Genomic DNA, 13,828 nt, shown 5'->3' on the forward strand with positions numbered 1-13,828 from the left:
AAAAGTGTTGTCTGAATATGAGCTGTGCGGAATGATCTTGGATAATCGTCTAAACTTGGTGTATTCAGACATAAGGTTTTAGATGATACTATTTTTGCATGCTGACTATAAATTATGATGATAAGAATTTATCTAACCTTCGGTTTTTTTGCTGCTAAATTTCTGGGTCAAGCCTTCGCCTACTAGTGATAAACCGATTGTCATTAAAGTAATCGCCAATCCAGGGAAAATTGTTGTCCACCAGATATTTTCGCCAGTCGAGAGCGCATCAAGAGCTTGCTTGAGATCGTGTCCCCATTCAGGCACATCTTCGGGAATGCCCAAACCTAAAAAGCCTAAACCTGCCAGAGTCAAAATCGCATCGGCAGCGTTGAGGGTGAAAATTACGGGTAAGCTTTGGATGACATTGGGCGCGAGATATTTCATTAAGATCGTTTTCGTGTCAGCACCGATCGCTTGAGCAGCTTCGATATAAACTTCAGTTTTCGTGCTTACGGTTTGGTTGCGGATCACCCGAAAATATTGGGGGATATAGGCAACACTGAGCGCGATCGCTGCATTCCAGACCCCAGCACCGACCACAAAAGAGATCGTTAGCGAGAGTAATAAACTGGGCAAGGTGTACAGCGCGTCCATCAAAAATACTAAGATGCGATCGAGCCAACCGCCTTTGTATCCACTCAGCATCCCCAAGGGTACGCCGATTACGAGACTAATTACGGTTGAGGCGATCGTTACTTGCCATGCCACACCCGCACCTGCGATCGTTCTCGTAAATACATCATGCCCCTGTAAATCCGTGCCGAACCAATGTTGTGGCGATGGTGGCTCATGGATCGGATTGCTGAGAAATTCAGTGGGATCTGTCAAAATCCCCAGCGCTTGCAACAATGGTGTGGCGATCGCCATCAGCAAAAAAGCAACGCTAATGACGATGCCAACGGACATTAACTTTTGGGATACTGACTGCTTAGGCGATTTCATAGGGGGACAAAAGGGCAAATTAGAGGACGAGTTAGACAATAAAAGCGGATTTCCTTGATTTGTACTATACCGCGATCGCTAAATCTAGATAGAATAAGCTTCTGGGATCGTATGGTAAAAATTATGGATGTAATTCCCGCAATTGATATTTTAGATGGACGCTGTGTCAGGCTCTATCAGGGGGATTATCAAAAATCAGAAGTATTTGGTGAAGACCCCGTTGAGGTTGCTCAGCGTTGGTACGACCAAGGCGCTAAGTATTTGCATGTGGTTGATTTGGATGGAGCCAAGGAAGGCAAGCCGAAAAACTTAAAGGTAATTGAGGCGATCGCCCGTTCCATCCCGATGCGAGTACAGATGGGTGGCGGCTTACGCGATCGCGCAAGTATCGTGTCAGTGTTGAACTCTGGCGTGAGTCGGGTAATTCTGGGAACGGCGGCGGTGGAAAGCTCGCAACTAGTTGCCGATATTTGTGCGGAATTCCCTGAACAAATCATGATCGGCATTGATGCCCGTAATGGCAAGGTTGCCACTAGAGGCTGGTTGACCAATTCGGATGTAATGGCTGTGGATCTTGCCAAACGCATGACTTCTGTGGGTATCGCAGGAATTATCTATACAGATATTCATCGCGATGGCACGATGCAGGGGCCAAATATTGAAGCTTTGCGTCAACTTGCCGAAAATGTCGATGTGCCAGTAATTGCGTCAGGTGGTGTTAGTTCGATTACGGATTTGTTAAATCTGCTATCGCTCGAATCTGTTGGCGTGAAGGGTGCGATCGTTGGCAAAGCGATTTATACAGGTGATATCCAACTGCGTGAAGCCCTTCGGGCTGTGGGTAATGGGCGTTGGCAAGATGTAATTGATAACTCGGCGATTGCTTAAAAATTCCAAATAGTTGAGAAGCACTGCGGAGCAGTGCTTCTCAACTATTTGGGCAGAATGAAATGCGCCCATACATCGCCATCGACACCGCACATATCACGCATGTAGATGTAGGGATAGCGCAAGCTCTTTCCTTCGGTTTGGCTATAGCCTGTGAGCGCATTGCCATAGGGATCGTTTACGATAAATCCAAATTCATCGAAGCCGATGATACAAACGATATGACCACCGTGGGTGAAGTATCCGCCGATGACAACGGGACGATTGGCAATAATTTCTTGCTTGATTTGTGACCATGTGCGAGCAGTACTAAAGTTGCCGCCAAAACCGTAGGTACGATATAGCCCTTGTAAAACGGCATTATCGGTACGGGACTGCGCTCCGAATTTATTGATAACCCATTGATATAGCTCATCTTCTAGCTGTTGTTGCGGATTGCGCGATCGCTTGCCATGAAAAGCCATCACCATAGCGATCGAGGTGACATTACAGGTCACAAAAGGATCGCGAGGATTGTCTAATTGCGAAAAATACGGCACACCTAAAACTTTGCGCTTGGGCGTAATCTCGATCGCCTTATTGCCTTGCTGAAGGTTGACATGCCCCGCAAAGACAAAACCCGACTTGCCCAGAGGTGGTACATCCTCGTTTAGAGTGACTTGGAAATGAATATCGGTCAGGCTATAGCTATCCAGACCAAACACATCACCTGCATTGAGGGGTACTAATTCATTTGCAGCTAACTGTCGCGCATCAATGGGGCGCTTCTTGAGAACTGTATTTTGCCTAACGGTCAAGGTTTTCATATCAGGGTCGAACAGGATCGCCTTACCATTTTTGGTGATGCTGAGATGTCGCTCATAGAAAAATCCCACATTGCCAATCGGTGCGATCGCAGAGACAAACTTCACGCGGAAATGACCATTGACCGAGGCGTAGCCGCTAATCGGATAAGTCGTACCCACCTTAACCATGATTTTTTGCGAATCGGAGAGGCTACTGGCATTTTGCGACGATGCTTTCAAAAAGGTGTCAGTAATCACCGTGGCGATCGCGCCATTGATCGGGATATCACTAACATCGGCAGGATTAGAGAAATCAAGGGATTCACCCAGTTTCGACAATTCGACATGGGGCAAGAAAAAGAACCCAACCTGTCCGACGGGAGCTAAGGGTTGGGCAAGTTTGACTTGGACATGGTTAGCGGCGATCGTAAAATTCCCATCCAACAACAATTTTGTCCCCGCTTTCACCTCGGCTTTTTGGGTAAAAGGTAAAGCTTGCGAAGCCGCTGTAGAAATCTTGAAAATCGTGTCTTGCTTCACCGTCAGCGTAATCGGTGCAATCAAATCCACATGGGGAGCATAGAAATAACCAAATTCACCAACAGGAGCGATCGGTTGCTTGAGCAAGACCTTGATATGTCCATCAACAGCGCCATAACGCAACACTTCAAGGGTTTGTCCAGCTTGCACATCGACCTTGCCATTAGGCGGTAAAGTTGCCGAATCCGCAGGGGAAGCTTTAAAACGAGTAGCTTGCTTGGTTATCAAGGTGATGTCGGGATTTTTAACTAAAATATTGACGATCAACTCAGCCAAAAGCTGATTATTTGCGCCGATCGCCCGCACTCGCAAAAATGTCGCCATCGCAGTTGGTAACCCAGTCGAAATTTTGGCAAGCCAATTACCTGCGGTTGGGTTAGTTTGTACTGGGACATTTGCATCATTGGGCAATGTCACTAGAATTTGTAAAACTTGAGTAAAGTCTGCTGTTCCTGCGATCGCAATTTCACGATTGACCACAACCTCACTAGGCGCTTGCGTAACTGCGATCGCTGTCTGTGCAGGGACAGGAGCATTAACAGGTGAATTATTTGAAGCGGCTGTCATTACTGGTTCACTGTTGACTACTGCCTCTATTACAACACTTTCAAAAAATTTCTTTTGGTTCGTTCACTCTCTAAACCCAAAAAGTAAAAGCGGCGCTTCGCGCCGCTTTTACTTTTTGGGTTTTGTCTCCCCTTTGCATGAGAAAATAGCACAAACATCTCTAGAATTAACTAGATACGGGTATTGTTATGGGCTTTGCTGACTATTCGATCGCTGAGATCGCAGAAGACTACAAACTCACCCTTGAGTCTGTATTTAAACTATGCGATCGCCTTGGGATCGCTTACCAAGATGCCGAAACCAAACTTGCTTTGGAAGACGCAAAAGCCGTAATCATGGCATCCGAAGCCCAAAATTCTAAAACCTCTTTCAAAAATCCTTAAAAAATCTAAAGAGTAATCGCGATCGCAAAATCGCAATAAATCTTAGAGATTAGGTTAAATTCTTTTAGATAAACTTAGATAAATTAAGTTATGTCCGTAATTATGAACAAAAATTCTTTTAAATATTTAGCGGTGGCGATCGCATTCGTAATGCTAGCCTTCCAGCTTTTTACCACCAGCGTCAACGCTGCCGACATTCCGATCGCACTGCGTACTGTTCCCCTTAACGAAAACACCAATATTGTCTTAACCCAAAAAGACATTGCTAAGGGCAAGAAATTATTCTCTAATGCCTGTGCCACTTGCCACCTCGGCGGAGCCACCTTCACCAATCCCAACGTCAATCTTTCGCCAGAATCCTTGGCTGGCGCAAATCCAGTGCGTAACAACGTTCTTGGTTTGGTCGATTTCATGAAAAAGCCTACTACCTATGATGGTGTGACTGAAATCTATGACGTTCACCCAAGTCTCAAGAGCACCGATATTTTCCCCACCATGCGCGGACTTACTGACAATGACCTCAAGCTAATTGCTGGTTATATCCTCTACGAACCCAATGTTAGAGGTATCGCTTGGGGCGGCGGAAAGATATACTATTAAACCAATAATGTAGCGTACTAGTCATACGTCACATTTAAATTAGCTAGTCTTATTAGCTTTCCTCTACGTGTTTTTAGTTGCTTTTGTTCGAGTCGAGTCGAATTAGTGCAAGTTAAGTTGAATTTTAGTCGGTAATTAATCATGAATATTTCGTCCTTTGCGAAAAAGCTTAGCCTTTTGATCGCTAGCTTCGCTTTTATTGTCAGTAGTTTTTTCATGTCAGTAAGCCCTGCTGCTGCTGATACTATCACCGTTAAGATGGGTTCTGATGGTGGTCAGCTAGTATTCGACCCTAAAGTGGTCACAATCAAAGTAGGCGATACTATCAAATGGGTTAACAACAAAGCTTTCCCTCACAATATTGTGTTTGATGGTCATGAAGAACTTTCTCACAAGAAGTTAGCGCAAAAGCCCAAGGCTGAGCTAGAGTCCACCTTTAATGAAGCAGGTGAGTTCGCTTACTATTGCTCTCCCCACCGTGGCGCTGGTATGCAAGGCAAAGTGGTTGTTCAATAACAGCTAAGCTTATTCCCGCAAAAAAGAGGTACAAACATTGTTTGTACCTCTTTTTTGTTAACAACCCATAGAGAGCAGCAATTCTCATTATAAAAATCATTTTCATAGAGAGAATTGAGGCAACTCTCTCTATGGGTTTTAGATATCTCTAAGAGCTAAACAAAGTAATTATCCTCGCTAATACATCATCAATGATCGCGTTTGGAACCACCTCCAACCTGCGAGCTTTACGAGCAGATAAATCGATAGGACGGGGTTGATCGCAACGAACCACACCTTTGGTGCGAGTTCCTGCATTATCTAAAGAAACAGCAAAACCTGCGGTTCTTGCAAAATTTCCACCCGACGTAATGGGAACAACGATAGGAACTTTGGTTAAGGTGTTAAATTTATCGGGAGAAACAATCAGAACTGGTCTAGTACCTTGCTGTTCATGCCCTTCAGTTGGATCAAGTGAAACAAGATAAATGTCACCGCGCTTCACAGTTCATTCCCCACAGGCATGACATCAAGCCAAGCGAGATCGACTTCTGTTATCGGGGCATTAGGATTACATTGCGCCAACAGATCATCTAGCGAATATTGTAGTTTTGGCTGAGGTTCAATAATCAGTTTGCCATTATCAACAGCAACTCCCACGGTTGTACCTGATTGTAGATTCAGAATTTCGAGAACGGCTGGAGGAATCGCCAACATAATTGAGCCGCCGACTTTACGAAGATTTGTGGTGTGCATAATCTTATTTTAGTTATACTTAAGTATAACATCTAAGACAAAAACTTTGCTGGTATGAAAAGCCAACACATATTTAGCGCTTTGCGCTCAAACCCAAACCAATAAATTTTTTGAAAGTGTTGCTTTGCAACACTTTCAAAAAATTTATTGGTTTGGGTTGTCAACCTCAATTTGCGACAAAAAATCTAGGGGCTGCGATCGCGATAACATGAAAAAAGACAAGTTCAGAAAAACAAGTTAGAAATTAATTTATGTCGAATATTTGGGAGTTAGATTTTTATTCCCGTCCTTTACTGGATGCTAATAATAAAAAAGTTTGGGAATTACTGATCTGCGATCGCGAACGACAGTTTGAATGGGTGCGCGAATGTCCACCTACAGAAGTGAACTCCGAATGGCTCGCTAAGCAACTCACCGACTGCGTGACCACGACGGGGCAAAATCCCATTAAAATCCGCTTCTTTCGTCCCAGTATGACAAATATCATTATGCGCGGCTGTAAGCTGGCAGGGATCACAGGACAAGCCTCTCGGCGTGTATTCACGATGTCAGGATGGTTGGCGGAGAGAATGGCGAGTATTTATCCTAATCGTGATGGCTTTCAAGCCGTTGATCCTAATCCCTTGCCATTGAAAGTATTGGCAGCCCAAGATCCTAAACCAGTTCCTGACGCTCTGATGGGTGAGCGCTGGATATCGGTATCGCTGAAAGCAGGTGATTTTGCAGATGCGAAAGAATGGTCAATGGATTTTAGTGAGCTTCTGGATATTAGCAACCTTGATCCTGAAACTGTTATTTCAGGAATTATTATTATTTCCGCAAGGGCGACAGCTTTGGCGGCTTGGATGTCGGGCGTTGATCCTGTATTTGTCAAGTTTGAACGTAATCTATTAGGCGATCGCACACAGATGCAGCTTGAAGCAAGTGCTGATGCTAGATGGGTTTTGGCAAACTTGCAAGCACCAAAAGATAAAGAGGCGATTGCGCAGGGAGCCGCCTTTGAGAAATCTAAACAAAATTCTCAAGGATTTCATTTTCTCGCAGTGCAAACCAGCCCAGACGAAGAACATTTTGCAGGATTTTGGATGCTAAAAGAAGTTATGTAAATATAGACTATTTGTCTTGAGTAGCAGCATTTTCTATGAGCTAACTGTGATGTCACATCTCCGTCAAAACGTAATTACTAAAGACTGGGTGATTTTTGCCACAGAGAGATCTAAGCGTCCCCATGAATTTGCGCGATCGCCTAACGATATCCCGCCAGAGTTGCCAAGTTATAAACATAGCTGCCCTTTTTGCAAAGGCAATGAAAATCCCTCTGAAATAGAATATCTATGCATAGAAGATGAATGCGGTTGGCGGGTGCGGATTATCCCGAATAAATATCCTGCGCTCAAGCCCATAGGCGATCGCATTCGGCATAGCGAAGGTATTCACCGCTCGATTACAGGCGTTGGCTATCACGAAGTCCTAATTGAACATCCTGATCATAATGCCACGATCGCTTTAATGGAAATTGGGGATGTGATTAATATTCTCAAAGCCTATCGTCAGCGCTATAACTTTATTCGCCTAGATCAACGCATTGAAAGCATCATCATTTTTAAAAATCATGGCGAGAGCGCGGGTACATCTTTAGAACATCCACATTCACAGATTACAGCTACGCCTGTTGTACCTTCCCAAATTCGCTATCGGATGATCGAAGCTATCAGTTATTTCGATGATATGGGCGAATGTTTATTTTGCTATACCCTCAGAGATGAGTTAAAGGCAAAAGAACGCATTGTCTTAGAAACAGAATATTTTGTAACTTTTATTCCTTATGCGGCGCTTTCTCCTTTCCATATGTGGGTGTTCCCCCGCAATCATAGTTCTTCCTTTGGTGATATTAGCGAACCTGAATTAGCCGATCTTGCCTACACGCTTAAAACAGTTCTCGCCAAACTATATTATGGTTTAAACAATCCTGCTTACAATTACACAATTCGCTCTATGCCCACTGATGAGAAGCAATCTGATTACTTCCACTGGTATCTAGCGATCGTGCCGAGAGTCAATCAAGCCGCAGGGTTTGAACTAGGGAGTGGTATGTATATCAATACGGCGATGCCAGAGGATAGCGCTAAATTTTTGCGGGAAATTGAGATTCCCTAAACAGCATAGCGATCGCGTCCCTGCTGTTTGGCTCTGTATAACGCTTGATCGGCTTGATCAATTAATGTATTTGGTTGAACTTCCATGGTGGGTAAAATTGAGGCAATGCCTAGACTGATTGTGACAATTGACTTCACGCTAGACTGTTGATGGGGAATCGCTAAATCTTGAATCGCCTGCTGCATTCTTTCGGCAACAGAAATGGCTCCCTCTAAATCAGTGTTAGGAAGGAGTACTACAAATTCTTCGCCACCATAGCGAGCCACTAGATCGCCAGCACGATCAACTTTTTGGTGAATAGTCTGTGCTATCTGTGTTAGGCAATCATCCCCAGCTAGATGTCCATAGAAATCATTATAAAACTTGAAAAAATCAAGATCGAAGAGAATCAACGACAGTAATTGCTCTTCTCTAGCTAGACGTTTCCATTCTTCATTTAGTCTTGCATCAAAGCAACGACGGTTAGCGACTTTGGTCAAACCATCCAAATTCACTAAGACTTCAAGTTTCTGATTGGCATCTTTTAGATCAAGTTCGGTCTGTTTCCGAGTAGTAATATCTCGGACTGTAATCGCCAGCCCATCTTCTAACTTGACGACGGCAAACTGATACCAGCAAGAATTTCCCCATTGATAATAAAAATCGCGTTCTAGCGGTTCCCCTGTCTCCACAATAGTCACAAAGCGATCAAAGAGGTCTGGTTCAAGAAGAGTAAATAAATTTTTGGGAACCAGTTTGCCGATCAAATCTTCACGGGTTTTGCCAAAAGCTTTGATAATTATGGGATTGATCATCAAGCAACGGAAGTCTTGAATATGTCCTGTCAATTCCCGAACTGCTTTTAGAGCGACAATACCGTCAAGGGAACTGTTCAAAACGCCAGTAAGAGTATTTTCTACTTCTTTTCGCCTCTCAATTTCATCCTGTAATTTGATAGTTCTATCTTCTACTCTTTTCTCTAACTCAGTATTAATTAATGCTAATTCGGCATAAGCTTTGTATGAGCGTAAAGCTGTAATAACTGTGGTGAACAATTTTTGGGAAGTAAATTCTGTTTTAGTCTTGTAATCATCGATGTCATAATCAACGATCACTTGCCGTTCAGGTACTTGTCCTGGCTGTCCCGTACGCAAAATGATCCGAATTGCTCGATTTTGGAGTATTTCGCGGATGTACTTTGCTGTGATCAAACCAGCATCATCAGATTCCATTATTACATCGAGTAAAGTAACTGCCACATCAGGATTGTCGATCATTATCTGACGTGCATCTATACCCGAATAGGCGCTTAGGAACTGTAGTTTTTTGTTGTCAAAAGTAAAATCGCCTAGAGCAAGGCGGGTGATGTTATGAATCTCTACTTCATCATCGACGATCAGAATCTTCCAAGGCTCAAGATTCTGTAAGGACTCTACTGGTGAAACTTGATCAATTTCATCAGCAAATTCTAGTTCATCTGTGAATATTAGATCATCATCAATCATTGCAATCATTTTTATGACATCTTAAGTAGCTAGGAGCAATTAAAAATAAAGCTAAATATAAAGCCCCCAAAAGCTGTAGCGCATGTTGCGCGTGCGCTACAGCTTTTGGCTCTGGGTTTTAATTATGCCCAGCTAATTACTAGAATACATCTAACTCTTAAAGGTTGCTACAAGTAGAGCGGAATTTGCACAATAAATTTAGTACCTACGCTGACTTGGCTCTCGCAGGTAATGCTACCTTGTAATTTTTGAGTGACAAGATTGTAGACAATATGCAGACCCAAACCACTCCCTCCCTGTCCACGTTTGGTCGTATAAAACGGGTCAAAAATCTTACTGATATTATCGATCGCAATGCCCTTCCCGTCATCGCTATATTCAAAAGTAAGACGGTTGTGTTGTTGAGAAATCGTAAAGGTAATTGTACCGTTATCGCCATGATCGTAGGCATGAATTAAGGAATTCATCACTAAGTTAGTGGCGATCTGTGAAATCAATCCCGGAAAGCTATCAAGGATAATATTATCGGCACAATTAATTTGGACGTTAATATTTGTCCGCTTTAGTTTTGGTTGGAGGTTGAGCAAAACTTCTTCAAGGTAGGCTTTTAGCTCGAACGATCGCCTCTCTTCACTAGACTGATCGACGGCTACCTGCTTAAAACTCTGAATCAGCTCGACAGCTCGATTTAAGTTTGCCAGAATGATCGTGCTGCTTTGTTGCAGATTATCCATAAATTTGTCGAGATCGGAGCGTTTCAGCATTCCATTTTTAAGAGTAATTGCCATCTCCTGAGTTTTATCCGCGATTAGTGAGGCTGCGGTCACGCCAATTCCAATCGGCGTATTAATTTCGTGAGCTATACCTGCGACTAATCCACCTAAAGCTGCCATTTTTTCGGATTCGACCAGCACGTTTTGGGCGGCTTTGAGGTTGGTGAGGGCTTGCGACAGTTCTTGGGTGCGATCGCCTACGATTTGCTCAAGGTTTTCTGTTAGTTGTTGTAATTCTGTATTCCTAGTTTCGAGGGCTTGACTCACTTGTTTTAGCTTGATGTGAGTTTTTAGCCGCGCTAAAACTTCTTGTTCTTGAAAGGGCTTGGTGATGTAATCTACCGCCCCAAGCTCAAATCCTTTAACTTTGCTGACAGCATCAGCGACAGCAGTCATAAAAATGATGGGAATGTTGCAAGTTTTGGGATTCTCCTTAAGTCTCTGGCAGGTTTCAAAGCCATCCATTCCTGGCATCATCACATCTAGTAAGATCAAATCAGGTGATTGTCGCTTCAGGTGTTGCAAGGCTCGCTCACCACTAGTGGCGATCGCCACGTCATAGCCCACATTACTGAGCGCTTCGGAGATGACATCCAGATTGCTGGGGATATCATCAACGATTAAAATTAGTCCAGTTAAAGCGGTTGTCATAGGATTAATCTTCCACAGTCCTTTCGTTGGTGAGGTATGGTTGAATAAATGACTCGATCTTTTCGGGTTGGAGTTGTTTTGTTAATTGCAGAAGACGTTGCACGAAGGGTTGGTAACGATCGCTTTTTTGACCGATTTTCTCGGCAGCATCAGCAAGCTTCCGCAGCAGCCCATCCTGTGCTAGCTCCATTAAAATTTGCAAGTCTTCGGTTGGGGGAGGAATCATCTCGGTGGTGGAAACATTATTGCCGATCGGGGTAGAGTCTAAATTGGTTTCGTCATATTGCCAAGTGAGTTGCAGATACTGAGCTAATAAGGTCAACAGCTCATCAACTTGTACAGGTTTTGCTAAGAAATCATCTCCACCTGCATCTAGGCTCATTTGTCGATCAAGTTGGGATACGGATGCTGAGGAAACAATTACTTTAAGCGATCGCAGATCTGGATCGTAACGCAATTGCTTCACAAACTCAAAGCCATCCATCACTGGCATTGCTAGGTCAGTAATCACCAAATCTGGCAATTGCTGACGCACTTGATTTAAACCATCCTGTCCATTTTCGGCTTCAGCGATCGCAAAACCGAGGGGTTCCAACAAATTCCTCAACACAGCTCGATTTTCCCAGCGATCGTCCACCAGCAAAATTTGGCGACGCGCTCCTTCATAGCCGACGATGTTGTTAGCCAATAACGTTTGCTGGTGATCCCAATCCAGGACCAACGGTAGCTCGACTTCAAAGAAGAACTCACTGCCAACACCGATCTTACTCTTAACTTGGATTTGCCCGCCCATTAACTGCACGATCTGCTGACTAATCGCCAAACCTAACCCTGTACCTTCGGCTTGGCGAGCTTTATCACCCACTTGATGAAACGCTTGGAATAGATTTTTGACATGTTCTGGAGCAATACCCACGCCAGTATCAGCGACACAGAAGCACAGTCTCGCTGCTTGCATATCTGAGGACAATTGCTCAACTCTCAAGGTCACGCTACCTCTATCCGTAAATTTGATCGCATTGCCCAAAAGGTTAATCAAAACTTGGCGTAACCGCTTCTCATCGGCTTCGATCCCTGTGGGTAAGTTTAGATCTGGTTCGTAGTAGAAGTCAATTCCTTTCTGATCAGCGCGAATTTGACAAATTTCAACGATCCCTTGGAGCAAGGCGGGTAGATGTAGAGCTTGGGGAGATAGTTCCAATCTGCGGGCTTCAATTTTAGCAATATCCAATACATCGTTGATCAGGTTAAGCAAATGGGAGCCGCATTGATAGATAATGTTAGCTCCATGCCGATCTTTGTCGGCTAAGGTTTTGGAGCGGGACAGAATTTGAGCATAACCGAGAACGCCATTTAGGGGTGTTCGCAGTTCGTGACTCATGTTAGCGAGAAATTCGCTCTTGGCTTGGTTGGCATTGTCAGCGGCAAGTTTGGCTTGTTGCAGTTCGACAGTGCGTTCGGCGACACGATCTTCGAGGGCGGTGAAGGAATTATTGAGCTGGGCTGCCATTTGGTTGAACGATCGCGCTAATCCTTCGAGTTCGTTAATGCCTTCGACTTCAACGATACGATCGCGTTCTCCAGATGCGATCGCTTCACTGGCCTGCTGCAATTTCAGAATCGGGCGCACAATCCAACGGGAAGTATAAATCCCCAGAAGAATTGCTAAACCCAATGCGCCTAAACACAACAGAATTGTAGTTTGCGTATTTGCCTCGATTTGAGCCATGAAGTCAGCTTCAGGTACAACCACCACGGTCAGCCAGTTAAGCCCATAGGTATCCCTCATCGGAGATACTTTCAGAAAGTATCTTTGACCATCTAGCTGAAAATCTAACTGGGTTCCTTCGCGAATGTCCTCCAAATTCTTGAGGCGTTCGGTGAGAGACTCCATACTTTTGCGTGCGATCGGATTACTACTATTCTGTACTTTCAGACGCTTTTGAGTCTCACCTTTACCGACGGTTAGGAGTTCGTTGGCGATAGAAGTTGCAATTAATTCACCAGATGGCTCAATTATGAACACTTTGCCAGATTTGCCTATCTGTAAAGTTTGCAAAAATCCACGAATCTGATCTAGCCCCATCTGACAAGTAAGCACACCAATAAAATTCCCCTGTTTGTCGTAGTATGGGGAACTGGCATTAATTTGCAGCGATCCATAGCCCGCGTTGATATAAACGTCACTCCAGGCGGCGCGATTGTTTTTGAGAGCAGCCTTATAAAAAGGGCGATTGCGGGCATCATAATTGGGAACAGTCTTGGCAACTGTAGTGGGATTACCATTCTTGTCAAGTTTGTAATACAAAAAGTCGCCAATGCCTATCGTCGGTTTCACGGCAAGTTGCGGCTCCTCAGAACCAATCCAACGATTTACCCAACCTACGCGCAGATATTGCCCTTTCTCGTTAGCCATTCCCACATGACCAATCGACTTAAAACGGAGAACCTGTCTCCAAAAGTAGTTCCTGTTACTCTCAAGATCATTAAAATCCAACACTCCCGTTTGAGCCGCATCCTCGTTAATCTGATTGACTAAATGCGGTGCTTCTAAGTAGTCCTGCACTCTTTCGTTAACTCTAAAAGTCGTTTCTTGCTGTAATGGATCAACAAGATCATTCACCGCCTTCTGCCCATTGCGGAGTGAGAGATAGCCTGTTAGTCCAACGGCAGCAAAGATTTGCAGGACAAACGGCACAATCAGAACTGCTCGCAGAGGAATACGATGAATGAGGCTACGATTGATGGGAGGTGAAGAAGACATG

At 44.1% G+C, this 13,828-nt stretch carries 13 protein-coding genes; 6 read left to right on the top strand and 7 right to left on the bottom strand.

Going from position 1 to position 13,828, the window contains the following annotated elements; genetic code table 11:
* Positions 1-132: 132 nt before the first annotated feature.
* Positions 133-984 carry an ABC transporter permease gene (locus APA_RS20550; protein ID WP_201324097.1) on the bottom strand — a complete coding sequence of 284 codons (852 nt, stop codon included), beginning with the start codon at positions 982-984 and terminating at the stop codon, positions 133-135.
* A 123-nt stretch (positions 985-1,107) separates the two neighbouring features.
* On the opposite strand from APA_RS20550, the gene hisA reads away from it, so the two are divergent.
* Positions 1,108-1,872: a 1-(5-phosphoribosyl)-5-[(5-phosphoribosylamino)methylideneamino]imidazole-4-carboxamide isomerase gene (hisA, locus tag APA_RS20555; RefSeq protein ID WP_201324098.1), complete on the top strand. Its 765-nt coding sequence runs from the start codon at positions 1,108-1,110 to the stop codon at positions 1,870-1,872.
* A gap of 44 nt (positions 1,873-1,916) precedes the next feature.
* On the opposite strand, the gene APA_RS20560 is transcribed toward hisA, so the two are convergent.
* Positions 1,917-3,764 (bottom strand): C39 family peptidase, encoded by a 1,848-nt coding sequence (locus APA_RS20560; protein WP_201324099.1) that lies wholly within the window; start codon positions 3,762-3,764, stop codon positions 1,917-1,919.
* A 188-nt stretch (positions 3,765-3,952) separates the two neighbouring features.
* Between APA_RS20560 and APA_RS20565 the strand changes: the two genes are divergently transcribed.
* From APA_RS20565 to petE, 3 genes are all read left to right on the top strand, one after another.
* Positions 3,953-4,147 carry a translation initiation factor IF-2 gene (locus tag APA_RS20565; protein ID WP_142654262.1) on the top strand — a complete coding sequence of 65 codons (195 nt, stop codon included), beginning with the start codon at positions 3,953-3,955 and terminating at the stop codon, positions 4,145-4,147.
* 102 nt (positions 4,148-4,249) lie between these two features.
* Positions 4,250-4,747 carry a photosystem II cytochrome c-550 gene (psbV, locus tag APA_RS20570; RefSeq protein ID WP_236579928.1) on the top strand — a complete coding sequence of 166 codons (498 nt, stop codon included), beginning with the start codon at positions 4,250-4,252 and terminating at the stop codon, positions 4,745-4,747.
* A 141-nt stretch (positions 4,748-4,888) separates the two neighbouring features.
* Positions 4,889-5,263 (top strand): plastocyanin, encoded by a 375-nt coding sequence (petE, locus tag APA_RS20575; protein ID WP_201324101.1) that lies wholly within the window; start codon positions 4,889-4,891, stop codon positions 5,261-5,263.
* Between the two features lie 148 nt (positions 5,264-5,411).
* Here the strand turns inward: petE and APA_RS20580 are convergent, their stop codons facing one another.
* On the bottom strand, positions 5,412-5,747 hold the full coding sequence (locus APA_RS20580) for a type II toxin-antitoxin system PemK/MazF family toxin (protein ID WP_201324102.1): 336 nt from the start codon (positions 5,745-5,747) through the stop codon (positions 5,412-5,414).
* On the bottom strand, positions 5,744-5,998 hold the full coding sequence (locus APA_RS20585) for an AbrB/MazE/SpoVT family DNA-binding domain-containing protein (RefSeq protein WP_201324103.1): 255 nt from the start codon (positions 5,996-5,998) through the stop codon (positions 5,744-5,746). The genes APA_RS20580 and APA_RS20585 overlap by 4 nt, the downstream gene beginning before the upstream one ends.
* 251 nt (positions 5,999-6,249) lie before the next feature.
* On the opposite strand from APA_RS20585, the gene APA_RS20590 reads away from it, so the two are divergent.
* Positions 6,250-7,104 carry a Tab2/Atab2 family RNA-binding protein gene (locus tag APA_RS20590; protein WP_201324104.1) on the top strand — a complete coding sequence of 285 codons (855 nt, stop codon included), beginning with the start codon at positions 6,250-6,252 and terminating at the stop codon, positions 7,102-7,104.
* Between the two features lie 46 nt (positions 7,105-7,150).
* Positions 7,151-8,155: a galactose-1-phosphate uridylyltransferase gene (gene galT / locus APA_RS20595; protein WP_268962128.1), complete on the top strand. Its 1,005-nt coding sequence runs from the start codon at positions 7,151-7,153 to the stop codon at positions 8,153-8,155.
* Here the strand turns inward: galT and APA_RS20600 are convergent.
* The 3 genes from APA_RS20600 to APA_RS20610 form a co-directional block, all read right to left on the bottom strand.
* Positions 8,152-9,648, bottom strand: a complete 1,497-nt coding sequence (locus APA_RS20600; protein WP_201324106.1) for a diguanylate cyclase — start codon at positions 9,646-9,648, stop codon at positions 8,152-8,154. The genes galT and APA_RS20600 overlap by 4 nt on opposite strands.
* Before the next feature lie 158 nt (positions 9,649-9,806).
* Positions 9,807-11,063 carry a hybrid sensor histidine kinase/response regulator gene (locus APA_RS20605; RefSeq protein WP_201324107.1) on the bottom strand — a complete coding sequence of 419 codons (1,257 nt, stop codon included), beginning with the start codon at positions 11,061-11,063 and terminating at the stop codon, positions 9,807-9,809.
* 4 nt (positions 11,064-11,067) lie between these two features.
* Positions 11,068-13,827, bottom strand: a complete 2,760-nt coding sequence (locus APA_RS20610) for a hybrid sensor histidine kinase/response regulator (RefSeq protein ID WP_201324108.1) — start codon at positions 13,825-13,827, stop codon at positions 11,068-11,070.
* Position 13,828 lies beyond the last annotated feature (1 nt).

It is taken from the genome of Pseudanabaena sp. lw0831, from assembly GCF_016584665.1.
Taxonomy (GTDB): Bacteria; Cyanobacteriota; Cyanobacteriia; order Pseudanabaenales; family Pseudanabaenaceae; genus Pseudanabaena.